This window comes from Peptoniphilus sp. Marseille-Q6390 (genome assembly GCF_965119475.1).
In genome coordinates, this window is the sequence record NZ_CBCPLS010000001.1 from 896,916 (window position 1) to 922,962 (window position 26,047).

At 31.3% G+C, this 26,047-nt stretch carries 22 protein-coding genes; all 22 read right to left on the reverse strand.

The window, feature by feature from the left end:
- Positions 1-3: 3 nt before the first annotated feature.
- The 22 genes from ACWPVO_RS04385 to rseP all read right to left on the reverse strand — a co-directional run bounded on the left by ACWPVO_RS04385 (position 4) and on the right by rseP (position 26,043).
- Positions 4-237, reverse strand: coding sequence for a hypothetical protein (locus tag ACWPVO_RS04385; protein WP_005956548.1), 234 nt, complete (start codon positions 235-237; stop codon positions 4-6).
- Positions 238-1,689: an AAA family ATPase gene (locus ACWPVO_RS04390; RefSeq protein WP_454206802.1), complete on the reverse strand. Its 1,452-nt coding sequence runs from the start codon at positions 1,687-1,689 to the stop codon at positions 238-240.
- Complete coding sequence (locus tag ACWPVO_RS04395; protein WP_454206804.1) at positions 1,686-2,666, reverse strand: metallophosphoesterase family protein; 981 nt, start codon at positions 2,664-2,666, stop codon at positions 1,686-1,688. Before ACWPVO_RS04395 ends, ACWPVO_RS04390 begins: the two co-directional genes overlap by 4 nt.
- An 11-nt stretch (positions 2,667-2,677) precedes the next feature.
- Entirely contained in the window at positions 2,678-3,739 is a 1,062-nt protein-coding gene (gene recA, locus ACWPVO_RS04400; RefSeq protein WP_005956439.1) for a recombinase RecA, read from the reverse strand.
- Positions 3,740-3,741: 2 nt separating this feature from the next.
- Positions 3,742-4,977, reverse strand: a complete 1,236-nt coding sequence (locus ACWPVO_RS04405; protein ID WP_454206807.1) for a competence/damage-inducible protein A — start codon at positions 4,975-4,977, stop codon at positions 3,742-3,744.
- 8 nt (positions 4,978-4,985) lie between these two features.
- Complete coding sequence (pgsA, locus tag ACWPVO_RS04410) at positions 4,986-5,519, reverse strand: CDP-diacylglycerol--glycerol-3-phosphate 3-phosphatidyltransferase (protein WP_005956431.1); 534 nt, start codon at positions 5,517-5,519, stop codon at positions 4,986-4,988.
- On the reverse strand, positions 5,516-6,832 hold the full coding sequence (rimO, locus tag ACWPVO_RS04415) for a 30S ribosomal protein S12 methylthiotransferase RimO (protein ID WP_454206809.1): 1,317 nt from the start codon (positions 6,830-6,832) through the stop codon (positions 5,516-5,518). The genes pgsA and rimO overlap by 4 nt, the downstream gene beginning before the upstream one ends.
- Positions 6,825-9,080, reverse strand: a complete 2,256-nt coding sequence (locus tag ACWPVO_RS04420; protein ID WP_454207184.1) for a DNA translocase FtsK 4TM domain-containing protein — start codon at positions 9,078-9,080, stop codon at positions 6,825-6,827. The genes rimO and ACWPVO_RS04420 overlap by 8 nt, the downstream gene beginning before the upstream one ends.
- Before the next feature lie 143 nt (positions 9,081-9,223).
- Complete coding sequence (gene dut / locus ACWPVO_RS04425) at positions 9,224-9,655, reverse strand: dUTP diphosphatase (protein ID WP_285073482.1); 432 nt, start codon at positions 9,653-9,655, stop codon at positions 9,224-9,226.
- Between the two features lie 57 nt (positions 9,656-9,712).
- Positions 9,713-11,824, reverse strand: a complete 2,112-nt coding sequence (locus ACWPVO_RS04430) for a polyribonucleotide nucleotidyltransferase (RefSeq protein WP_148466000.1) — start codon at positions 11,822-11,824, stop codon at positions 9,713-9,715.
- Positions 11,825-11,867: 43 nt separating this feature from the next.
- Positions 11,868-12,134: a 30S ribosomal protein S15 gene (gene rpsO, locus ACWPVO_RS04435; protein WP_005956416.1), complete on the reverse strand. Its 267-nt coding sequence runs from the start codon at positions 12,132-12,134 to the stop codon at positions 11,868-11,870.
- A 113-nt stretch (positions 12,135-12,247) separates the two neighbouring features.
- Positions 12,248-13,156: a bifunctional riboflavin kinase/FAD synthetase gene (locus ACWPVO_RS04440; protein WP_195444363.1), complete on the reverse strand. Its 909-nt coding sequence runs from the start codon at positions 13,154-13,156 to the stop codon at positions 12,248-12,250.
- A complete protein-coding gene (truB, locus tag ACWPVO_RS04445) occupies positions 13,153-14,040 on the reverse strand; it encodes a tRNA pseudouridine(55) synthase TruB (RefSeq protein ID WP_454206812.1) in 888 nt (295 codons plus the stop codon). The genes ACWPVO_RS04440 and truB overlap by 4 nt, the downstream gene beginning before the upstream one ends.
- Complete coding sequence (locus tag ACWPVO_RS04450; RefSeq protein WP_454206814.1) at positions 14,040-15,014, reverse strand: DHH family phosphoesterase; 975 nt, start codon at positions 15,012-15,014, stop codon at positions 14,040-14,042. The genes truB and ACWPVO_RS04450 overlap by 1 nt, the downstream gene beginning before the upstream one ends.
- Complete coding sequence (rbfA, locus tag ACWPVO_RS04455) at positions 15,007-15,360, reverse strand: 30S ribosome-binding factor RbfA (protein WP_005956570.1); 354 nt, start codon at positions 15,358-15,360, stop codon at positions 15,007-15,009. Before rbfA ends, ACWPVO_RS04450 begins: the two co-directional genes overlap by 8 nt.
- On the reverse strand, positions 15,360-17,600 hold the full coding sequence (infB, locus tag ACWPVO_RS04460; protein WP_454206816.1) for a translation initiation factor IF-2: 2,241 nt from the start codon (positions 17,598-17,600) through the stop codon (positions 15,360-15,362). The genes rbfA and infB overlap by 1 nt, the downstream gene beginning before the upstream one ends.
- 24 nt (positions 17,601-17,624) lie before the next feature.
- Positions 17,625-17,888, reverse strand: a complete 264-nt coding sequence (gene rnpM / locus ACWPVO_RS04465; protein ID WP_454206818.1) for an RNase P modulator RnpM — start codon at positions 17,886-17,888, stop codon at positions 17,625-17,627.
- Positions 17,889-17,913: 25 nt separating this feature from the next.
- On the reverse strand, positions 17,914-19,149 hold the full coding sequence (gene nusA, locus ACWPVO_RS04470) for a transcription termination factor NusA (protein WP_454206820.1): 1,236 nt from the start codon (positions 19,147-19,149) through the stop codon (positions 17,914-17,916).
- 11 nt (positions 19,150-19,160) lie between these two features.
- Positions 19,161-19,622 (reverse strand): ribosome maturation factor RimP, encoded by a 462-nt coding sequence (locus ACWPVO_RS04475; protein WP_454206822.1) that lies wholly within the window; start codon positions 19,620-19,622, stop codon positions 19,161-19,163.
- 106 nt (positions 19,623-19,728) lie between these two features.
- Positions 19,729-23,976, reverse strand: a complete 4,248-nt coding sequence (locus ACWPVO_RS04480) for a PolC-type DNA polymerase III (RefSeq protein WP_454206824.1) — start codon at positions 23,974-23,976, stop codon at positions 19,729-19,731.
- A gap of 4 nt (positions 23,977-23,980) precedes the next feature.
- Complete coding sequence (gene ispG, locus ACWPVO_RS04485; protein WP_454206826.1) at positions 23,981-25,036, reverse strand: flavodoxin-dependent (E)-4-hydroxy-3-methylbut-2-enyl-diphosphate synthase; 1,056 nt, start codon at positions 25,034-25,036, stop codon at positions 23,981-23,983.
- The gene (gene rseP / locus ACWPVO_RS04490) at positions 25,033-26,043 is read right to left on the reverse strand and encodes an RIP metalloprotease RseP (RefSeq protein ID WP_195444375.1); all 1,011 of its coding nucleotides are present in this window, start codon (positions 26,041-26,043) and stop codon (positions 25,033-25,035) included. The genes ispG and rseP overlap by 4 nt, the downstream gene beginning before the upstream one ends.
- Positions 26,044-26,047 lie beyond the last annotated feature (4 nt).

Here is a 26,047-nt window from a genome sequence, read left to right on the forward strand (position 1 = left end):
CAATCACAACCTTGGCATTAAGTCATTGGCTTCAGCGAAAAGCCTATCAATTTCACTCTTTAAATTTGATATTTCATTTTCAAGATCTTCGGGTTTAATACCTAGTTTTTCAATTTCATTTAAAATATCTTTCTTTTGAGCATTAAGTTGTTCAAGTCTAGCCTCAGATTTATACTTCATATTTTTTAATCTGTCTAATTGTTCTTTTAAATTTTTCAAATTTTCTTCGTAGTTCATTTAATCATTCCTCAAATGGTATTTTATATGTTCAATGGAGTCATTATTTATTTCACTATAACAGAAGGGACAAACACCAATTTCTAGAATAGTTTTCTCGTATGACTCAGTATAAGAGTTTAAATTACTTTTAATTTCAGCAAGATCATTAGCTCCTAATTTATAATCATTATTTAGTTCAACTAATTTTCTTTGAAAATCTGATAAAACAAATAAAGACCTTATCTTATTTTCTAATTTTTCGGAAATATTTTCTATAGCATCATTATTACTAAAGTTTTTTATATAATCATTGCCATAATTTAACTTGTCATTAATTGCTAAAAGATTTTCCTTTGTTGAAAATATTTTAGAATACAAATTTATCTTTTCTTCTAAAGAATTATTTATGTCAGAAATCTTGCTAATATTTTTTATTGATTCTAAATCTTTTTTTGTGTCATTAATAAGATTAGAGTTAGCTTTATACTCTTTGACAAGTTTTGAATATAAATCTAGCATTTTTTCTTTTATTTCAATTTCTTTAGCCTTCTCAAATATTGAATCAATATTCTTTAAATTATCCAAAGTATTAGAGATACTTAAAACCTCGGATTCTGTTCGGTTTAATTTAGTAATGTATGATTCGTAGGTGTTTCTTTTAATTAGATTACTTTCTATTATAGGAATAATGGAGACTATCTTGTTTATGTTTTTAAAATTTTCAAGTAGACTATTAATTTTTTTTAGCTCAAAATTATATTGATCATACTGTTCTTTTAAGCTAGATACTAAATTTAATCTTTGATCTAATTCCATTATTTTATCTCTAACTTGAGAAAGTTTTTGGAATTTATCTTTATAATCTTTGATATAGTCAAATTCTTTCAATTGTTCTTTAATGTCATCTTTACTAGATCTAAGATTATCAATTTCCTGATTAATTCTTTTGTTATCTCTTACAACAGTCCTAAGAGCATCATCGACATAATTAACTCCAATAAGTCTACCTATAGCAGAGGCCCTCATAGATGCTTGATCATTTAACAAGAAAGGTCCATCTAGTTGTTCTGCAATATTTAAAATGACTTTATTATTAGAATTATCTAATGAAACTTTGTACATTTGAATAGCATCAGTTATTTCTTTTGGTACATCTAAACCAAATCCTTCAAAACGCATTTCTTGACCTTCGGAATCCATAAGATAATAGGAGTTTTTAGATGGAGTTCTCGATCTTTCAACTACTACGCCATTAGAGAAAGTAACTTTAACAGATACATCCCTCTCCCCTTGTCTAATAAAATAATCTCCTTTTGGTTCATTGAAAAGAGCCCACTTTATTGCCCTTAGAATGGCAGTTTTACCAGCATCAGAATTACCGAGGATAACATTGAGGCCTCGGTCAAATTCTATTTCTGTATGATTATGGGATTGGAAATTAGTAAGTTCTACATTTTTTATATAAATCATGAGTATCTAACCTCATTAATTTGAGCTTCTTCCACTCTCTTCAGAGCTTCACTTTTAACTTCTTCACTAATGTTTTCACTTTTAGAAATTCTTAAGAGCAAATCAAAAATATCGAGACTTTTATAGTTTGCTGAAGCTTCTATACTCTCTTTAAATTCTGCCATTTTAATTCCCTTAAACTGATGTCTTTCCATTTCAGACCTATCAAGGACTTCTTCTCCAGGTTTTGCAGATTTTAAATATCTTTCTTCTATATGAATATCTTCATCTAAGCTTATAATATCTACCTTAGGTCTTCTTTTCATTTCAATTTTTGAATTAGATATCCTTATTAAGGCACCAGGATTTACAAAAAATTTGTTATCAAGTTCAACAGTTTTAAATCCAAAGTGGTAATGACCCCCTAGAGTGATGTCAGCTTTTGTATCTTTAATATCCTCTATTAAAGTATGACTAACTTCTTTCATAAAGGGTTTATCAATTAAAAAACCATGAGTCATATGTATGGCATATTTACAGGATTCATCAACTTCTGTTACCTTATAGTTATCTCTATTGGAAAGCTCGTCCATTGAATAAATATAGGGAGATCCTGTTAGTTGAACTCTTAAATTATCCTTTTCTAAAATAATTTTTTTATAGTTCACAAGATGCATAATTCCAAGATTACACAAAAGACCAAGCATTGTTCTGTCTAAGGTGTCTGGATTGTGACCAAATATATCATGGTTGCCGCTTATTATATATATAGGCACTCCAAAAGATTGAAAAATCTGTGCAAATTCAGAGACTATACTGACAGACACATCTGGCCTGTCAAATAAGTCTCCTCCATGCAAAACAAAATCAACCTTCTCTTCTTTAACAATATTTGAAATTTCTTTTAATTTTTCTTTTAAAGTTTCACAATAATCGTCTAATCTATTCTTTGGACTAGTGCCTCTTATGTGAGTGTCTGTTAAATAAAGTAATTTCAATAAATCACGCCTTATTCTTCATTATTAGCTGTGTTTTCTTCCTCTTTGTTTTCTATATTTTCATCATCTTCAATAAGATTATAATGAACTCTTACTTTGTGTTCTATTTCCTTTAGTAGTTCAGGATTTTCTTCTAAAAAGTCCTTAGAATTTTCTCTACCTTGGCCAAGCCTTTCTTCACCATAAGAGTACCAAGCTCCTGCTTTTTTTATAATGTCAGCTTCAGCTGCAACATCAAGTATATTGCCTACACTTGATATTCCCTTACCGTACATAATATCAAACTCTGCTTGTCTAAAAGGTGGTGCTATTTTATTTTTAACAACCTTTACCCTAACTCTGTTACCAATAATTTCATCACCTTTTTTGATGTTTTCAGACTTTCTAATATCAAGTCTTACAGATGAATAAAACTTAAGGGCTCTACCGCCTGTTGTAGTTTCTGGGTTACCAAACATGATACCAACTTTTTCTCTAAGTTGGTTAATAAATACAACGGTACATTTTGACTTGTTGATTGCCCCAGTTAATTTTCTAAGAGCTTGAGACATAAGTCTTGCTTGGAGACCTATTTGTGCAGCTCCCATGTCACCATCGATTTCTGCTTTTGGTACAAGTGCGGCAACTGAGTCTATAATAATTAAATCAACAGCGTTAGATCTTACAAGAGCTTCAGTTATTTCTAAGGCTTGCTCACCTGTATCAGGTTGAGAAATAATTAAATTTTCTACATCTACTCCAAGGTTTTTTGCATATCCAGCATCAAGAGCATGCTCAGCATCTACAAATGCACCTGTTCCGCCAATTTTTTGTGCTTCGGCTAGCATATGCAGAGCCAAAGTAGTTTTACCTGATGACTCTGGTCCATATATTTCTATAATTCTTCCCTTAGGAATACCGCCAATTCCAAGGGCAATATCAAGAGCAAGTGAACCAGTAGGTATAGATTCAATGTCTAATTTAACATCTTCACCAAGAATCATTACAGATCCTTCCCCGTATTGTTTTTCAATTTTTGATATGACGTTGTGAAGAGCTTCTTGTTTTTCTTTACTTAAATTGCTTTCTTTCATAATTACTCCTTAAAATTTTTTCTAAGTAAATAAAGAATGTGAGATAAAACTCTATTTACAGTGCTTCTGCGTATTTTATTTCTGTCTCCTGAAAAGAAATAATGTTTTGTATAATAATTATCTTTACCAAAATAGATGCATGTAAAGACATTTCCAACTTCTGTTTCTGATGAATTTGGTCCAGCTTCTCCAGTTGTTGAAACTCCAATATTGGCAAGTGATTTTTCTTTTACTCCTTTGGCCATTTCAAAAGCTGTATTCTCACTTATAGCACCAAATTCTTTCAGTGTTTCCTTAGAAACATTTAAATTTTTATTTTTTGAATCATTTGAATAGGTAACATAGGAGCTTTCAATAACATTAGATGCTCCACTTATATCTGTAATAGCTGATGCTAGCATTCCACCAGTTATGGATTCTGCGAAGGAAATCTTTAAATTATTTTTTCTTAAAATATCTACAATTTGTTTTGCGACATCTTCATTATTTTCTGAATAAATATGAGTCTTAAACTCCCTATAAAGAGAATTGACTGTTTCCTCTATAGAGGATATAAGTTTATCTTTATCAGAATTTTTTCCAATTATCTTAACCTCTGTATAAGTCCCATGGGCAAAAGTATTGATTGAAATACTCTTGTCATTAAATTCCATATGTCTTATTCTATCTTCAATAATAGACTCACCAAGGCCAATGATATCTATTGACTTTATAATAATATTATCACTTGTAAAGGATTTATTAGCAATATAATAGTCAAGCATTGGTTCCATTTCGTTAGGAGGTCCAGGTAGTAGAATGATTTTTTTATTATTAAATTCTATAAACTCACCAAGAGCAACTCCCCAATGATTATCGATTTTCTCTGATCCTTCTATAAGCATAACTTGCTTAAGATTATTTGGAGTCATTGTTCTTCCAAGTCTATTAAACCTCTCTTCCATTTTTATCTTTTCGTCTTGGTCGAGATAAACCCTTCTATTTAAAAATTTTGCTACAGCATCTCTTGTTAAGTCGTCATCTGTAGGTCCAAGTCCACCACTTATAATAATTAAGTCAGATGATTTAGAAATATAGTTTAATTCTTCTACAATTTCATCTAAGCCATCATCTACTGAGACTTGTCTTATAACATCTATCCCCATATCTGTTAATTTTTCTGATATATACTTGGAATTTGTATTTAAAATTGAACCAATTAGGATCTCTTTGCCAATTGTTAGGATACTTGCCTTCATAATTCTCCTTAAATGTTTTCTAAGTCTAATACTTTTTTGTTTTTAATAAGGTAATCAGCACCAGAAATTATAGTAAATACTACAGCTAAATAAAAAATAATCATTCCAATACCTCTAAGACTTTCTAAACCTGTTAAAAGCAAAATATTTGAAATTAGTTGAGTAACTGTTTTAAATTTTCCTAAAGGACTTGCAGCAATAGTGATATTTTCAGATGCCGCTATTATTCTAAATCCAGTAATTGTAAACTCCCTTGCAATAATTATGATTACAGCCCATGCTGGCATTTCGCCTGTACTAACTAACATTATCATTGCAGAGCACACTAATATTTTATCAGCAAGGGGATCAGCAAATTTACCAAAGTTCGTAACAAGATTGTCTCTTCTTGCTATATGGCCATCTAAAAAATCAGTAAAAGAAGCAACCGCGAAGATAGCTGTGGCAATTAACCTTGAATTATTAAAATCTAAATACATACAAAGGATAAATATAGGAACCATTAGGGTTCTCATTAAGGTTAGTTTATTTGGAGTATTCATATAATTTCACCTACTAAGTCGTAATCTAAACTATCAACTACATCTACTTGGACAAAGCTACCGATTTCGAGATTTTTAGCTGAATGAACATAAGTAACACCATCGATTTCTGGAGAATCCATATAAGTTCTACCAACGTAGTTTTCTGCATCAACCTCTTCTTCAATTAAAACTTCTAGCCTTTTTCCTATATTTTTTGAAAGGATTTCGGCAGAAATTTCACTTTGAATTGCCATTATCTCGTTTTTTCTTTCTTCTTTTATTGAATCGGAAATTTGTTCATCTAATGAAGCTGCTTTTGTACCTTCTTCTTTAGAGTATTCAAAAACACCTAGTTTATCAAATTTTATATCTTTAATAAAATCAACTAATTGATTAAAATCGTCATCACTCTCTCCAGGAAATCCAACGATAAAAGTCGTTCTTATGACAATGTCAGGTACAGATTTTCTTAGATTCTTTAGAGTTTTTATAATATGTTCTTTACTTGTCTTCCTATTCATTTTTTTAAGAACATCGTCTGAGATATGTTGAAGTGGCATATCCACATAATTTACAAGCTTTTGATTATTTTTAAACTCTTCAATTAAGTCATCTGTAAAATGATCTGGATATAAGTATAAAACTCTAATCCACTTTAAATCTTTTATTTTTGAAATTTCTTTTATTAAATTAGCTAAAGAATATTTAGAATATAAGTCTATACCATAGTCAGTAGTATTTTGAGCAATTAGGATGATTTCTCTTGCGCCCTTACTTACCAGGTATTCCACTTCACTATAAATATCTTCAATTTTTCTAGATCTATTTTTCCCACGTAGTGAAGGAATTATACAGTAGGAGCAGTTATTGTTGCAACCTTCAGAAATCTTAACATATTCTGTCGTATTAACTTTTTCTTTTCTAATGCCCTCTATATAGGCTGAATTTAAATTATCTGTCTTGATAAATAAATCTCCAGCAAGACTCCTATCTAAAAGTTCATTGATATAATCAATATTTCCCGTACCAATTATGCCGTCTATTTCGGGTATTTCTTTAATGAGTTCCTCTGGGTATCTTTGTGCAAGACATCCAGATAATAGAACCTTTTTACATCTGCCTTCGTTTTTATATTCTACAGATTCAAGTATTGTATCAATGGATTCTTCCTTTGCAGCATCTATGAAACCACATGTGTTAACAATTAAAATATCAGCTTGACTTGGCTCATTAACCATTTGATATTTATTTTTATCTAATAGTGAGTACATCATAGAAGAATCCACATCATTTTTTGAACACCCAAGGGTAACAATGTGAACATTATTCATCTTCTTCACCTAAAATCATATCCAATTCTTCCTTTGTTTTTAAAAGTTTACGAGGCTTTGAACCTTCGTGAGGGCCAATTATTCCCATTTCTTCCATTTGATCAACAATTCGACCTGCTCTTGAATAACCAACTTTTAGCTTTCGTTGTATATAAGATATAGAAGCTTGTTCATCATTAACTACAAGTTCAACTGCTTCTTTAAAAAGAGGGTCTTTTTCGTTGTCAATCTTTACTTTTTTGTCTTCTATTGCTTGTTCTATTTTTGATTCAACCTTATTTTTAATTTCATTGTTGCTTTTTACAAAATCAACTAATCTTTCTACTTCCCCATCACTAATAAAAGCACCCTGTATTCTCTTTGGCTTAGGATATTTACTTGGATAGAATAGCATATCTCCCTTTCCTAGCAACTTTTCTGCACCACCCATATCAAGTATGGTTCTAGAGTCTACAGAAGATGCTACTGCAAAGGCAATACGAGATGGAACATTGGCTTTAATAGTTCCAGTAATAACGTCAACAGAAGGTCTTTGAGTTGCAAGTATTAAGTGCATACCAGCAGCTCTTGCCTTTTGAGCAAGCCTTGCTATATATTCTTCGATTTCTTTGGAAGCAACCATCATAAGGTCAGCCAACTCATCTACGATTATTAAAATTTTAGGAAGCTTTTCATCTTCTTTTCCTTCTGCCATCATTTTTTTATTATAGCCTTTTAAGTCTCTCACATGATTTTCAGCAAAGGCTTCATATCTTTTTTCCATTTCATCCACAGCCCAGTTAAGAGCAAAGGCTGCTTTCTTAGGATTAGTAACTACATCTATTAAAAGATGTGGTATTCCATTATAAACGCTGAGTTCAACAACCTTAGGATCTATTAGCATTAATTTAACATCTTTAGGAGATGATTTATATATAACGCTAGTGATTATTGAATTAATACAAACTGATTTACCTGAACCAGTTGCACCTGCAATTAAAAGGTGTGGCATGTCTTCCATACCAGAAATTAAAATATTACCTTCTACATCTTTGCCTAGGGTTAGAGGAATATCAGATTTACTATTTTTAAATTCTTGAGACTCAATTAATTCTTTAAGTGCAACAGAATCTTTATCTTTGTTTGGAACTTCAATACCTACTACTGTTTTACCAGGTATTGGAGCTTCAATACGTAAATCAGAACTTGCTAACGCCATTGCAATATTGTCACTTAAACCAACAATTCTAGATAATTTTATCCCTGGAGCAGGTTTTAGCTCATAAGAAGTTATAACTGGTCCCCTATTTATAGCTACAATCTTAGAATCAATTCCAAAGTTTTTCATAGTATTTTCAATGATTTTGCCTTTTTCAAGAACTTCGTCTTTGGAAAAATTACCCTTTGATGGAATCCTATCTAAAAGAGCTGTGTCTGGGTAAGTGTAAATAAACTCTTCTTCTTTTTTGTGTTCAATGTCATCTTTTATAGTATCGATAACTTCTTCCTCATCATCTTGAGTTTCGATAGTAGCATCATTAGTAAATTCAATATCATCAGTATAGGCTACATCCTCAAAATCCTTATTCTCAGGAATACTATCTTCAGAATAATCTTTTATTACTAAACTTTCAGACAAATCCTGACTATTATCTAATTCTTTTTCTTCAATTTTTTTAATTTCTTTCTTCTTGCTTTCTTTTAATTCTTTTTTCTTTTCTTTTTCTTCAAGCTTCAATTTTTTCTCGAATCTTTTTTCTTCACGAGCTAGTTTTTTGTCTTCAAAATATTCGCCCAAATCTTCAAAAGCCATAATTATATGCTCGATATTAGGTCTTATCATGAAATATATTGAAGCAATTATTACTAAGCTTAAGATTATATAAGTACCAAGTGAACCTAAAAGTTTATAAGAAAAGAATCCAAAGATTGCGCCGATAATCCCACCGCTTCTAGTGATATCCATATACTCAGTTGATTTTATTATTCTTTCGATTAAAGTCATATCCATTTCCTTAGATCCGTCTAAGAAAACCAGTATGCATAAAAGAATTACTAAAGAAAAACTTATATAGCGACTCATATGTATTTTTGTCGCTTGAATATTAAAAAGTATTCCCCAAAAAATTAAAAGTAGTGGTAAAAGAAAGTTTGCGGAACCAGCTAAGACTGAGAACAATTTATATATTAATGATCCGACAATACCCATTCTCTGACTGTAAAGGCATATAAAGAAAACTATTCCAATAACTATTAAAAATAGTCCCATTATTTCTTTGCCACTACCTATTTCTGAATATCTTTTTTTCCTGTTAATTTTTGTATTATTTTTTTTATTTGTAGGTTTTTTATTTGTTTTAATTTTTCTTTTCAAGAGCTAGCACCTCATTAATATTATAACAATTTGTGCTCTTAAAGACCAGTGTGACCGAAGCCTCCGTCACTTCTTTCTGTATCACTAATCTCTTCTACTTCAACTAATTCAGGAGTTTCAATTTTCATAAACACAACTTGAGCAATCCTATCACCATCTTCAATTATTACGTCTTCCCTACTCATGTTTATTAAAATAACTTTTAACTCACCTCTGTAGTCTGAGTCAATTGTACCTATACCGTTAGGAAGTCCTAAACCTTTTTTTAAGGCTAATCCAGACCTTGCTCTTACTTGTGCCTCATAGCCTTTTTCAAATTCAAAATAAAGGCCTGTAGGAACAAGTACTCTGTCAAGAGGTTTTAAAATTAAATTTTCATCTAAGTTGGCTCTTAAATCCATACCAGATGAGCCTTCAGTTTCATATTTTGGTAGAGGGTGTTTACTTTTATTAATAACTTTTAATTTCATAATTTCTCCTTTAAAAAAATCGCATTAAAATAAATTCTAATGCGACTAAAATTTTTCTTATTTATTTTCTTCGTTCTTTGGACTATCTTCTCTTTCAATTAAAGCTTTTCTTGATAGTGAAATCTTGCCTGTATCTTTAGCTATATCAATTACCTTAACTTCTATTGAATCGCCAACTTTTAATACATCTTCAACATTGTTTGTTCTTTCATGAGCAATTTCAGAGATATGAAGAAGGCCTTCTGTTCCCTTTTTAAGCTCTACAAAAGCACCAAACTTAACAATCTTTTTAACCTTACCAAGGTAAACTTCTCCAACTTCGATTTCTTTAACTATGTCTTCAATTATTGCAATTGCTTCTTTAGCTTTTTCATCGTTATCAGATAATATAGAAATCTTACCATCGTCATCAATATCGATTTTAACACCAGTTTGTTCAATAATTTTATTTATTATTTTTCCACCAGCACCTATTACTTCTCCAATTCTTTCTGGATCGATAGTAATCATGTGGATTATTGGAGCATATTTAGAAAGTTCTTCTCTTGGTTTTTCAATAGTTGTTGCAATATGATCTAGGATTTCAAATCTAGCATCCTTTGCTCTATCAAGAGCAGTTTCAAGGATTTCTTTTTTAATTCCTTCAACTTTAATGTCCATTTGAATAGCTGTGATACCTTTTCTAGTACCTGCTACCTTAAAGTCCATATCTCCAAAGTGATCTTCTAAGCCTTGAATATCAGTTAGAATTTTAATAACTCCATCTTCTTCAATAAGTCCCATAGCTATACCAGCTACTGGCGCTTTAATAGGAACACCTGCGTCCATAAGAGCAAGTGTAGATCCACAAATAGATGCTTGAGATGAAGATCCATTAGATGATAAAACTTCAGAAACGACCCTAATTGTATATGGGAATTCTTCAGAATCTGGAATAACTGGAATTAAAGCTCTTTCAGCAAGGGCACCGTGACCTATTTCACGTCTACCTGGAGATCTTGATGGTTTTGTATCCCCAACACAAAATCCTGGAAAGTTATAGTGGTGGATATACCTCTTAGGTTTGTCATCTCCTAGTCCATCGATAACTTGCTCTTCAGAGATTGCTCCAAGAGTTGCTATAGAAAGTACTTGAGTTTGACCTCTTGTAAATAAACCTGAACCGTGAGTTCTTGGTAGAACGCCAACTTCTGAAGAAAGATGTCTTATCTCAGTTAGCTTCCTATCATCAGGTCTTCTTTCTTCTTCGATAATGCCACGTCTGATTTCATTAACTTCAATTTCATCAATTGCAGCTGAAATATCCTTTGCATGTTCTTCCATCAGGTCTTCAAAGTGTTCTTTGATAGCTTCCTTAGCTTTCTCAGTGTTTGCTTCCCTAACTACTTTATCTTTTTCTCTAATAGCATTAACAAGTAAATCTTGACCAAATTCTTTTACTTTAGCTACAATTTCTTCGTCAGCTTTAAATACTTCGTATTCAGCTTTATCTTTGCCAATTTCCTTAGCAATCTCGTCTACAAAGTCACAAATTTCTTTAATAACTTCATGACCTTCTAGTATAGCTTCAAGCATTTCTGCTTCGCTTACTTCTTGGGCACCTGCCTCTACCATCATAATTGCAGTCTTTGTACCAGCAAGAGATAAATTTATTCTAGAATTGTTTCTTTGTTCTTCATTTGGATTAATTATATATTTTCCGTCAATGTATCCAACTTCAACTGAACCTGTAGGTCCATCAAAAGGAATATCAGAAATAGAAAGAGCAATAGAAGAACCTATCATGGCAACAATTTCTGGTGAATGATCTTGGTCAACACTTAAAACAGTTGCTACTATGTGTACATCATTTCTATAACCTTCTGGGAAAAGCGGTCTTAGTGGTCTATCAATTAGTCTAGCTGAAAGAGTAGCTTTTTCGCTAGGTCTTCCTTCTCTCTTGATAAATCCGCCAGGGATTTTACCAACAGCGTACATTTTTTCTTCATAATCTACACTTAGAGGAAAAAAGTCGATTCCCTCTCTTGGCTTAGAAGATGATGTTGCTGTAACAAGCACAACAGTATCCCCATATTGTACTAAACAAGCGCCATTTGCCTGCTCAGCAACTTTTCCAATTGTTACTTTTAACTGAGAACCTGCAAGATCCATAGTATAAGTTTTTTCCATTATTTCCTCCTTCTAATAAGAAAGAGCGGGATTACCGCTCCTATTATCCTCTTATTTGTAGTTTTTTAATAAGTGTACGATATCTTTCTATATCACTATTTTTTAAATATCTTAATAAATTTCTTCTCTTACCTACCATTTTAAGAAGTCCTCTTCTTGAATGGTGGTCTTTTTTGTGAATTCTTAAGTGTTCGTTTAAATCGTTAATTCTTCTAGTAAGAATAGCAATTTGTACTTCTGGTGATCCTGTGTCACCTTCGTGAGTTTTAAATTCGTCAATAATAATTTGTTTGATGTTTGTTTCTAACATATTTTCCTCCTAAATTTTTGATAAAGCTAATCGAAGTAGGCGTCGAGGAGCGACCAACTGCGAATAGCTATTTAACCTTGTATATCTTAACATATAATAACTTACTTGTAAAGTCATCTATTCCTTGTAACTAAAACATCTTTAGCAATTTGTTCGAATAGTTCTTCTATAGAATCAAACTTTAATTCTGGTCTTACAAAATCTAAAAGTTCAAGCTCTACAATCTCGCCATAAATATCTCTATTAAAATCAAGTATATGAGCTTCTATTTTTATTCCATCATGCTCAACTGTAGGGTTTGTGCCAATGTTGGTTGAGGCTCTAAACCTCTCCCCGTTGATAATAATATCTGTGTCATAAACACCAAATTTAGGTATTACAAAATTATCTATTAGTTTTAAGTTAGCAGTAGGATAGCCCATTTTTTTCCCTAAACCCTTGGCGTGAATAATTTCTCCAATTAATTTATAGGGTCTTGATAGAAGTTCATTTGCTTCTTTTAGTTTACCTTCTTCAATTAAGCTTCTTATAAGAGTTGATGAAATTTTCACTCCATGGGAAGAAATTTGATCTATAACATCTACACTATTAAACAAATCTTTATTTTTATTTAAAAAGTCAACATCTCCAGATTTTTTATAGCCATAGGTATAGTCATAGCCCACAACAATACCTTTTATTTTTAAATTATCAGCTAGAAAATCTTTTAAAAACATTATTGGAGTGTAGGACATAAACTCTCTTGTAAAGTTTATAAGATATATAATATCAACTCCTAAATCTTCAATAATTTCAAATTTTGTTTGGTTAGTTGTTATAATATCTTTTTTTCCAACTTTGACTAGATTATCAGTATGCTCATTAAAAAGTAATAAACTTGATTTAATATTTAATGTTTTAGCATTTTTAACTGCCCTATTTATTAACTCCATATGTCCCTTGTGGACTCCGTCAAAATTTCCCAGGGCGATAACTGAATCTTCATCTGCTATATAATTTAAGTCAATTTCAATTATTTTCATAAATCACCTATTAATTTCTTCTTCATTTTTAGATAGGCTTCATTATCAATGTATCTAATTTCACCAATACCCAAAAATAAATTATCGCAGTATACTCTATAATCTTCGTCTTCTAAACTATCCTTAACTTTATAAAATTGCCCATTAAGGAATTCTTTACAAAAAATTCTATCTATTGCAATCTTTTTAAAATTACTTAAAGCCATATCTATAGGTAAGATTTTTTCTTTTATTTCATCAAGAGACATTTCTTGAAAGGAAGAGGTTTTTATAGAATCTTCGATTTTAAAATCTCCAGTCCTAGTTCTTCTTAGCTCAGTTAGTGTGCCATAAGTTCCAAGAAATTCTCCAATATCATTAGCAAGAGATCTAATATAGGTACCCTTAGATACTTTCACTCTAATAAGAAACTCATCACTTCCATTGAATTCTAAGAGTTCATTTTTATAGATTTCAATATTTCTTTTCTTGATTTCAACGTCTTTACCTTCTCTGGCATATTCATAAAGTTTCTTACCCTTTACTTTTAAAGCAGAATATATTGGTGGTTTTTGAGTCATTTTTCCTGTGAAATGTTTAAGTGCATTAATGATTTCATCTTGCGTAAAAGTTACCTTTTCTTCTTTTAAAATTTCACCAGTAATATCGTAAGAATCTGTAAGAACTCCAAGTTTTATTCTAGCTTCATATTCCTTGTCACTGGAAATAATATATTCACTAGTCTTTGTAGCCTTACCAATAGATATAACTAGAACACCTGTTGCCATTGGATCAAGGGTGCCAGTGTGTCCTACTTTTTTTATACCTAACTTACGTCTAACTTTATATACTAAGTCGTGAGAAGTGATTCCCTGTTCTTTGTCAAATATTAATAGACCGTCCATCATAATTCTTCTTCAGCCACTTTTATTAAATCTTTTTTAGCTTTCATAAGGTCAGTGTGGTTAATTGTCCCCCCTGAAGCCCTAATATGACCACCACCATTAAATTTTGAAGCTATTTTTGTGCAGTCTACATAAGATTTTGACCTAAGAGATAATCTTATACAATCATCTTTTTCTTTTAGAAGAACAGCCAGCTCAACTGAATCAATGTCTCTTACAAATTCAACAATTCCATCAGCATCTGATTTTGCAGCTTTTGTATTTTCCATATCATCTTTAGTTACAAGAACTACAGCTATTCTATCTTCATCAAAGTATTCTATTGAGTTCATAGCTTTAATCAAAAGGTCAGTTTTTTGTCTAGACCTACTTTGATAAACATTTTGTGTAACTTCATTAATATCAATATTATATTTAAATAAATCTGAAGCGATTTCAAAAGTTTGTGATGTGACAGAGCTATATTTAAATGATCCCGTATCAGTTGAAAGACCAGTGAATAATGAAGTTGCTATTTCCTTATTTAAACTAAGTCCAAGACTTTTAAAAATCCTAGCTAGTATTTCACAAGTTGCTGGAGATTTTTCATCAACAATATTCAAATCAGCATAATTTTTATTGCTAAAGTGATGGTCAATATTAACAGTTTTCTTTGATTTATTAAAGATTTCTTTTACCCTATCTCCCATCCTATCTTCATCTGATGAATCAAGAGCAATAAATAAATCAAAAGTTGTATCAATATTATCAGGATTTTTTGCAAAGGATAGATTTGATAAAAATTTAAAAGAAGATGGTATGAGATCATCCAGAATAAAAATTGGTTTTTTACCAAGCTTATTAAGCATGCCAATCATTGCAGTTGCAGATCCCAAATTATCACCATCTGGATTCAAGTGAGATGCAACTGCAATAGTTTGGCTACTATCTATTAAATTTTTTAATTCAGAGGATACTTCCTTTAAATTAATCATTTTTTCGATTTACCTCTTCTATAAGTTTGTCTAGTTCCATAGCTTTTTCAATAGAGTCATCTTTAATGAAAATTAATTCCGGCATTGCCCTAAGTTTAACTCTATGAGCCAATTCCTTTTTTATAAAACCTTTAGCAGAATTAAGGCCTTCAACTGCTTCGTCCCTATCATAATCGTCTCCTAAGACAGATACATAGACCTTTGCAAAGGACAGGTCGTTAGTAACCTCAACATGGGAGATACTTGTAATAGAAGGTATTCTAGGATCTTTTAATTCGTTTTGAACAATATTAGAAATAGTTTTTCTTACTTCTTCTGAGATTCTATTAATTCTTTTATTATTCATTATGATCTCTCAACTTCCTTCATGATATATGATTCAAGAAGGTCACCCTCTTTTATATCATTAAACCCATCAATTACAAGTCCACCTTCAAAACCTGTTGCAAGTTCTTTGGCATCATCTTTAAATCTCTTAAGTGAAGCAATGTCACCTTCATGAATAACAACATCGTCTCTTAGGACTTTAACCTTAGAATTTCTTAAAATTTTACCATTTAGTACATAAACCCCTGCAACCATTTGATTGTTAGGTAGTTTAAAGGTTTGTCTAATTTCACATCTACCAAGTATTTCTTCAACAATATCAGGATCAAGCATACCCTTAGCGGCTTGTTCAATATCATTTATAATTTCATAGATAACTCTATATGTTCTAATTTCTACATCTTCTGTTTTTGCAAGTTCTATGGCATTGATATTAGGTCTAACGTTAAATCCTATAACAATTGCATTAGAAGCAGAAGCTAATGTTACGTCAGATTCATTAATTCCACCAACACCAGAGTGAATTACAGAAATCTTAACTTCTTCAGTGGAAAGTTTTAATAGTGATTGGTTAAGTGCCTCAACAGAACCCTTTACGTCACCCTTAACAACGATGTTTAGTTCCTTAACATCCTCTTCAGAGATTTTTTCAAATAAGTTGTCAAGACTAATCTTAGTTGTTTGGCTTAGTCTCTTCTCCCTAGAAATTTCTTTATTCTTGTCAGCAATAGTCTTTGCAGTCTTATCATCATTTACTGCATATATTGTATCCCCTGCATTAGGAACATCATTAAGTCCTAGAATTACAACTGGCATAGAAGGACCTGCTTTTTTAACTCTTTTACCCTTGTCATCTTCCATTGCCCTGATTCTACCTGAGCAAGTACCTGATACTACAGCGTCACCGAATCTTAAAGTACCATTTTTAATAAGGATAGTTGCCATAGGTCCCTTAGCCTTATCAAGATTTGCCTCGATAATAGTACCTACAGCACGTCTATTAGGGTTTGCTTTAAGTTCTTTCATTTCAGCGACTAAAAGAATCATTTCAAGCAAGTCATCAATACCTTCTCCAGATTTAGAAGAAACACCAACAACAATAGTATCTCCTCCCCATTCTTCAGGAACAAGGTTTTCGTTCATCAATTCTTGCTTAACTCTTTCAGGATTTCCTTCAGGTTTATCGATCTTGGTAATTGCTACAATTATTGGAACGTCTGCAGATCTTGCGTGAGAAATTGCTTCAAGAGTTTGAGGCATAACACCATCATCTGCTGCTACAACAAGTATAGCTATATCAGTAGTTTGAGCTCCTCTTAATCTCATAGAAGTGAAGGCTTCGTGACCAGGAGTATCAAGGAAAGTTATTTTCTTTCCTGAAAGATTAACAGTGTATGCTCCTATATGTTGAGTAATTCCGCCAGCTTCTGATTGTGTAACGTGAGTTTTCTTAATTGAGTCTAGTAAAGAAGTTTTACCGTGGTCAACGTGACCCATAACTGTTACAACAGGTGGTCTTGGTTTAAGGTCTCTCTCCTTATCTTCTTTTAAAAGACCGTATTCTTCTTCAACAGATTGGTCAAGATTTGGCGCTTCTATTTCAATTTCTATTCCAAGTTCATCAGCTAGTAAGATACAAGTATCCTCATCAATACTTTGGTTTTGATTTGCCATAACTCCAAGACCAATTAGCTTTGTTATAACTGTTGAAACAGATACTCCTAACTGATTAGCAAAATCTTTTACTGTAATAGGTGCAATCACTATTATAGAATCATCTCCCTTATCTTCCTCTTCAACTCTATGTCTTGATTTAACTTTTTTCTTCGGTTTTTTCTTAGTTAAATCTCTTTTAAAGGAGTTGTTTTTATCATCTTTATTATCTTTATGCTTAGACTTATTCTTCTTATTCTTTTTATTATTAGGAGTCTTTTCAACATCCTTTTCTTTTTGAGAATTTATGTCTTTATTCTCTTTCTTACTTGTTTTATTATCTAATTTTTTTTCGCTTTGTTTTTCCTTATTAGGATTGTTTTTTTTGCTTTTATCTCTCTTTTTATCTGAATTTTCATTCTCTACAGGAGATTCATTCTTAGAAGAACTCTTTTTGTATAATTTTCTTACTTTTTCTTCTTCAGCACTGTCTAATGTTGACATGTGATTTTTTACTGATATTTCAAGTTCATTTAATTTTAATAATAATTCTTTACTAGTAATACCAATTTCTTTTGCCAACGCATGTACTCTAATTTTTGACAAATTGAACACCTCCTAAAAAGAAGCTTAATCTACAGAATCAATTAGTTTTTCATAAACTTCCTCACTAATTTCTGTTGTAAATGCCCTATTTAAAGCTTTTGACTTTATCGCTTTCTCCAAACAACTTTTGTCATTACATAAATAAGCTCCTCTTCCATTTGCCTTTCCAGTTTTATCAATAAAGATTTCATCTTCTTTGTTTTTTACAACTCTGATTAAATCTTTTTTTGCTTTTTGTTCTCTACAACCTATACAAGAACGCATAGGTATCTTCCTAATTTTAGTCATTATTTACTCCGTTAAATTAAGAATTTTATATTTCAGTTTCTTCAACAGAAGATTCTTCATCAGCGTTTTCTAAATTGCCACAAACTTCATCTTCTATGTCGTCTACTTTTATATCTTGTTCTTCAGGATTATTAAGATCCTCAGATACTTCCTCTACATTCTCTTTAACTGCATTTTCATATTCTTCAATTAAGTCTTCTTCTGTTATATTTCTTTCTTCAAGATACTCTTCAAATTGAAGATTTGACTTAATATCTATCTTCCATCCTGTTAATTTTGCAGCTAGTCTAACATTTTGACCTTCTTTACCAATAGCAAGTGAAAGTTGATAATCAGGAACTATAGCAAGTGCTGATTTTTCTGCTTCGTTAACAAATACCTTCTCTACCTTGGAAGGACTCAAAGAATTTGCAATGAATTTATCAATTTCTTTTTCATAAATAACAATATCTATTTTTTCATTGTCAATTTCATCAACAATAGCATTTACTCTTTGTCCCTTGTAACCAACACAAGCTCCAAGTGGATCAACTTCAGGGTCTCTAGAAAATACAGCTATTTTTGTTCTTGAACCCGCTTCTCTTGAAATAGAGTAGATTTCTACAATTCCTTCACTAACTTCTGGAATTTCTAATTCAAAAAGTCTTTTTATTAAATCTGGATGAGATCTTGAAAGAACAATCTGTGGACCTTTAGTAGATTTTTCTACTGATAAGATTAACATCTTATATCTATCTCCATGATTATAAGATTCACCGCTAATTTGCTCACTGTAAGGAAGTATTGCCTCAGTAGATCCTAAATCCACGTAAACATTATTGTAAGACTTTCTTTGAACAAGTCCTGTTATAATTTCCTTTTCCCTTTCAACGTACTCATCAAATACAATATCTCTTTCTGCGTCTTTGATTCTTTGAATTACAACTTGTTTAGCTGTTTGAGCAGCAATTCTTCCAAAATTTTTTGGATGAATTTCTTGGTTATATACATCCCCAATTTCATAGTTTGGATTAATCTTTTTTGCTTCATCAAGGGATATTTCAAGTTGAGGATCCTCAACTTTTTCTACAATATCTTTAGAAGCAAATAATTTAATTTCACCAGTTTCTCTATCCATGTTTACAATAACATTTTCTGATGTGCCGTAGTTTTTTCTATAACTAGAAACTAAAGCTGATTCCAAAGCTTCAAAGACGATTTCTTTAGAAATTCCTTTTTCTTTTTCGATTTCATTCAAAGCGTCTATAAACTCTTGATTCATTTATTCCTCCATTAAAATTTAATAGTTTGTTTCATTGACGAAATTGACTTAATTGGTATAGCAAATTCTTTTCCATCAAGTGAGCAATATACATTTTCATCATCATACTTGTCTAAAACAAAACTAAATTCTTTTTTCCCGTCTATTGGTGCGTAAAGTTTAACATCTACTTCGTTTCCAATATTTCTTCTGTAGTCATCTTTTGTTTTTAAAGGTCTATCAAGTCCCGGCGAAGAAATCTCAAGATAATAAGGATTTTTTAAAATTTCTAAGTTGTCTAGTTTCTTTTCTAGACTTCTACTCATATCAGTGCAGTCATTCAAATCAATTCCTTCTTTTTTGTAAATAAAAATTGATAATAAATCGTGCTTTGATCCATTTTGAAATTCAATGTCTACAATTTCGTAGCCAAGTTCTTCTGCTACCTCTTCAGCTAGTGGGTAAATTTCTTTTTTTAATTCTTTTTTATTCACTTAACACCTCACTACTAAAAAACAAAGAGTGGGCTCACCCACTCTTTACTCTAAAATATCTTACTTATTTAAAATTATATCATAAAATGCTATAAATACAAGTTTTTCAAAAATTAAATAATGAAATTTGGTTTGTTTCATCTAAGTCTTCAAGTATTCCATTTTTTTGTAGAATTGTTATAACAGAATTTCCTGCTCCAGTCCTTTTTGAAAAGTCTTCGATAGATAAATACTTTGATTTTTGTGATTCTTGTTCTATCTTATTTGCACAGTTTTCACCAATTCCAGGCACTGCTCTTATAGGCATTCTAATTTTTCCATCTTCTATAGTGAACTTAGAAGCCTTAGACTTATAAATGTCTGCCTTTAAGAATTGAAAACCTCTAGCATACATTTCAAGTGCAACTTCAGACACTCTTATTTCACCCTTGTCTTTGGCTGTTGGCTTTTCAATCTCTCTTAGCATTTTAATTCTATTTTTCAAAAAGTTTGGTCCTTCAATAATATTTTCTCCGTTAAAGTCAGTTAGCTTAATTGTAAAGAAAGTTGCATAGAAGGCCAAAGGATAATTTAATTTATAGTATGCAATTCTAAAGGACAACATAACATAAGCCACTGCGTGGGCCTTAGGGAACATATACTTAATTTTTTTACAAGAATCAATATACCATTCAGGCAGGTCTAAGTTCTTCATAATACTTTCTTGTTCTTCAGTTAGTCCCTTGCCCTTTCTAACCTTTTCCATTGTGTCAAAGGCCATTTTATTTTCAGCACCAGCATTTATTAGATAGACCATAATATCTTCTCTAGTGGCTATTACATCTTTAAGCTCAGCTCTACCAGAGTCAACTAACTCTTGTGCATTCGAAATCCATACATCAGTACCATGAGATAAACCAGAAATTCTAACAAGGTCTGCAAAGTTTTTCGGATTTGTTTCTAATAGCATTGATATAACAAAGGAAGTTCCAAACTCAGGTATCCCGAGGGTTCCTGTCTTGCAAGAGAAAACTTCTTCATCCATATTAAAGGCTTCTGCACTATTAAAGATAGAAAGTGTCTCTTTATCATCAAGTCTTATAGTATTGGAATCAATTCCTGTAAAGTCTTCTAACATTTTAATAATTGTTGGACCATCGTGACCAAGTATATCTAGTTTTAAGATCTTTCCATGAATAAAGTTATAATCAAAGTGAGTTGTTATTACTCCGGAGCTTGGATCATCTGCAGGATATTGAATTGGAGTAAAATCAAAAATAGAATTTGTTTTAGGGACAATCATTACACCGCCTGGATGTTGTCCACTTGTTCTTTTTCCATCGGTTATAGCTCGTGATAGTCTGTCGATTTCGATAGGAGAAATATGTTTGTTTTCAAAATATTTTTTTACATAACCATAAGCAGTCTTATCTGCTATTTTTCCAATAGTTCCTGCTCTAAATACATAACCCTCGCCAAACAATTCTTCAGTGTACTTGTGTGCCCTTGGTTGATATTCACCTGCAAAATTTAAATCAATATCTGGCTCCTTGTCACCATAAAAACCTAAGAAAACTTCAAAAGGAATGTTATGTCCATCCTTTTTAAGAGAACTGCCGCACTTAGGACAAACTTTGTCTGGCATATCAACTCCACTGCCATAAGTTAAGTCTTCTGTAAATTCAGAATATTTGCAATTAGGACAAATATAATGTGGCGGTAGAGGATTTACTTCTGTTATGTCAGCCATTGTTGCAACAAAGGATGAACCAACAGAACCCCTTGACCCTACTAAGAAACCATCATCATTAGATTTTTTTACAAGTTTTTGAGCAATTATATAGAGGACGGAATAACCATTTGAAATAATTGACTTAAGTTCTTTTTCCAACCTATCCTCAACAATTTTTGGAAGTTCATCTCCGTAAATATCATGTGCTTTTTTATAGGTCATTTCTCTTAAACTACCATCAGAACCTTCAATAACTGGAGGATAAGTTCCATCAGGAATAGGCTTGATATCTTTTATTGAATTCTTTAATTTGTTAGTATTAGTTACGACAACTTCATAAGCCTTGTCCTGTCCCAAGTAAGAGAACTCATCTAGCATTTCTTCTGTAGTTTTAAAATAAAATTTTTGATTTCTACTAGCTCTAGGATCTGGTCTTCCAGGTTTACCGTTTAGCACAATTCTTCTTAATACGTCTTCAGACTCTTCAAGATAATAGGTGTCTGAATCAGCAACCACAGGTATATTTAATTCTTCTCCTATGGAAATTATCTTTTTATTTATTTCTCTTATATCTTCAATAGTATATTTACCATCTTCAATTGCAAGAATATTATCACTTGCTGGTTGAATTTCTAAGAAGTCATAATATTTTGCAATCTCAAGCAATTCTTCTTGAGGGCACATCCTATATATAGCATCAAATAATTCTGAGTTAGCATTACCTGATCCTACTAATATTCCTTCGCGGTATTTATCCAAAAGGCTTCTAGGTACTTTTGCAACAAAGTTAAAATATTTCATATGAGAATCGGAAATCAACATGTATAAATTTTTTAAACCAATTTCATTTTGCACTAATAATAATAAAGACGACTCGAATAAACGTTTAGAATCTATGTTTACTATTTCTTTATTTAAATTTTCAAAATTAAATTCTTCTTCTCTTTTAATTTTTTCAATTAACTTAATAAAGACTTCTGCAGTAGCTTCAGCATCATTAACTGCTCTGTGAGCCCCCACAAGGGATACTCCAAGATTTTTACAAAGTGTTCCTAGATTAAATCTCTTCATGTCGGTCATTGTTGCCCTTGCAAGTACAAGAGTATCTAGAATAGGATGATTAAACACTAGATTTTTATTTGCATATTCTCGTCTAATAAAAGATATATCAAATTTAGCATTATGAGCTACTAAAACTGCATCTTTAGCAAAGTCATAGAATTTGAGAATTACTTCTTCTATAGTAGGTTCATTTTCAACCATAGCATTGCTAATTCCTGTCAAATCAACTACAACTTGTGGTATTTCCTTTTCTGGATTAATAAGTTGTGAAAATCTATCTACTATCATTCCGTTTTTAATCTTAACGGCACCAATTTCTGTAATTTTATCATTTCTTGAAGAAAGTCCTGTGGTTTCTATATCAAAAACCACATAAGTATCATAAGTTTTTCCCTCTTCGTAATTTGTAACAATTTTTTCTTTGTCATCAACAAAGTTAATATCAGTACCGTAGAGAATTTTTAATCCAGTTTTTTCTGCGGCCTCCATAGCTTCTGGGAAACCTTGGACATCATTTGTATCGGAAATACCTATTGAATCATGTCCCCAAAGTTTTGCTCTATTGGCAAAATCAGTAAAGGAGGTTACACCTGACATTTGAGACATCTTTGAGTGAATTCTAAGTTCTGTTCTCTTATCATCTGAATAATCCCTTCGAATGATCTTGTCTCTCTTTTCAATATACCTGATCATGATAGTGTCACACCTAGAAAAATTATCATAAGAAACATTTCCTGTTATTATTACATGGTCTCCTTTATTGAAGCTTTCAAGAAATTCTTCAGCTTTTTCAGGTTTCAAAAATATTTTTGCTAAAGTAGAAGATGTGTAGTCTGTAATAGAAAGTGAGATTAAGAAGTTACCATTTTTTAATTCCCTGCTTTCAATATTAAATATATCAACTTCAACACTAACTTTTTGGGAGTTTACATTCACATCGATTAATCTTTCGATTGTTCCAAGGTCCTTTTTACCATAGGAGTCAGATTTTTTAGTGTTTTTTTCTTTTGATTTTTTTTCGATTTTGGTCTTAACCTCTTCCTTGTGTTTTGTGGATATTACTTCCTCAGCTTCTTCTATTTGACATATAAAGTCCTCAATACTATCTTCTTCAAATTCATTTTTTTCAAAATCAAATTTAATATTAAAATCGCCAAAAATTTTTAATTCTTTTTGAAGATAGCTAGCGAATCCATTTTGACTTAAGCTATAGAAAGCTTCTTCACTAGGTAGAGTTATATCGATTGTTCCTATTTTTTCATTTTTATTTATTTCAATATCATCTATCCAAATTTTTGAAGATGGGTTGTATTTCAAAATTTCTGCACAAATTAAATCATCTTCGCTTTTGTATAGAGAAGATGATTTGAAGTCAATATAAATTTTGTATTCATCAAGATTTTTGGAAAAGATATCTTCAATTTCATTTTTAAAAGTTTCTTCTAAATCTCTTTTTGAATTAATAACAAAAAAAGCTTCATTAGTATTTTTATTTCTTTTAATAGATTCTATGAAAATCTCTTCTGAAATATTATCGTATGAAGTATTTAATTTTTGTAAAATATCTTTTAATAAAATCAAATTATCACCCAATTTTTTCTATCTCAGATAAAAGTTCAGATAATAGCATATCTTCTGGAACTTTTTTTAATATTTCTCCCTTGCTAAATATTAGACCTTCACCGTGTCCACAAGCAATTCCAATATCAGCCTCTCTTGCCTCACCAGGTCCATTAACAGGGCAGCCCATAATTGCTACCTTTAAGTTTTTGTCCATAGAATAAAGCTTTTCTTCAGCCTTATTAACTATCTCAATCAAATCAACCTTAGTCCTTGCACAAGTTGGACAAGAGATTAAGTCAATACCATCTCTTCTTAAGTCTAGAGCTTTTAAGATGTCCTTACCGGCTATTACTTCTTCAAGAGGATCAGAAGTTAGAGAAACTCTTATTGTATCTCCTATACCCTCTGCTAGAAGTGTTCCTATACCAATGGCAGATTTAACAATACCTTTCTTAGGACTTCCCGCTTCTGTAACTCCTAAGTGTAGGGGATAATTTGACATATCAGAAAATTTTCTATAGCTTTCAATAGTTAGATTAACGCTAGATGCTTTTAAAGATACTGCTATATCATAGAAATTATTTTTTTCTAATAATTCAATTTCTTCTAGCGCACTATAGCAAATGGAAGATGCATTAACGCCATTAAATTTATCTAAAAATTCTTGCTTTACAGAGCCTGAGTTAACACCAACTCTTATAGGAATGTTATGAAACTTACAAGCTTCAACAACTTCTTTAACCTTCCATGAGGCACCTATATTTCCAGGATTAAGCCTTATTGCATCAGATTCATTCTCACAAGCAGCAAGAGCAAGTTTATAATCAAATTGTATATCTGAAATTATTGGTATATTAATTTCTTTTTTAATTTCCCTTAAAGCAGCTGCATCTTCAATATCATTAACCGCCATTCTAATAATGTCACATCCTGCATTTTCAAGTTTTTTTATTTGAGAAACAGTAGATTTCACATCTTTAGTGTTGGTGTTTGTCATTGATTGGATAGAAATAAAAGAATTTCCTCCAATTGGAACATTGCCAACATATACTTTTTTTGTTTCTTTTCTATTTATCATTTATTAAACAACCTTCCAATATCATTAAAAATAGTTACATATATCATTAGTGAAAATAAAAGACTTATACCTATTAAAGAAAGTCCTTGCTCAATCTTTTCATTAATTGGCTTTCCCATTATAGCTTCAATTAATAAAAATAAAAATTTTCCTCCATCAAGTGCTGGAATAGGAAGCAAATTAAATACTCCAAGATTAACTGAAATTAAGCCTAAAATTTGTAAAAAATTTAAAAAACCTTTTGACGATTCTGATCCAATTAATTGAACGACTCCAACAGGACCTGATAAGTATTCCATTTTAAAAGATCCACTAAACATCATCTTAATGCTTTGAATAATCATTTTTGACATCTGTAAAGTCCTATCAGCTCCAAGACTTATTGATTTAAGAAATGAATGATCAATTTTTGATGTAATGCCAATGAGATACATTTTATTCTCTTCAGAAAACTGTGGTTTTATGCTAAATTTTAACAATTCACCTTTTCTATCAATAAAAAAATTCATTTCTTTATCATTGTTTTTAGAAATGACAGAATTTATATCATATATATCTCTAGTAGGTGAACCATTGATTTTAATAATTTTATCTCCAGTTTTTAGTCCAGAAGTCATAGCAGGAGAATTTTCTATAACTTTATCAATTTCGTTAGAGCCATAACCTACTATAGAAAAAATAATAGTAAATGCAAGGAAACCCAAAACAAAATTCATAAAAGCTCCAGCTAAAACAACTGCCATCCTTTTAAAAATATGGACATTGTTAAAGGCTCTAGGGTCATGTGAATTCTCTTCTTCCCCTTCCATAGCAACATAACCTCCAACTGGTAGTATTCTCAGACTATAAAAAGTTTCACCTTTTTCCTTTTGATAAATTTTTGGACCCATTCCAATAGAAAATTCATTTACTTTAATGCCAGATAACTTTGCAACTGTAAAATGGCCAAGCTCATGTAGGATGACTACAAGTAAAAATACAAGTAGTGAACTTATTAAGGTAATCATTTAT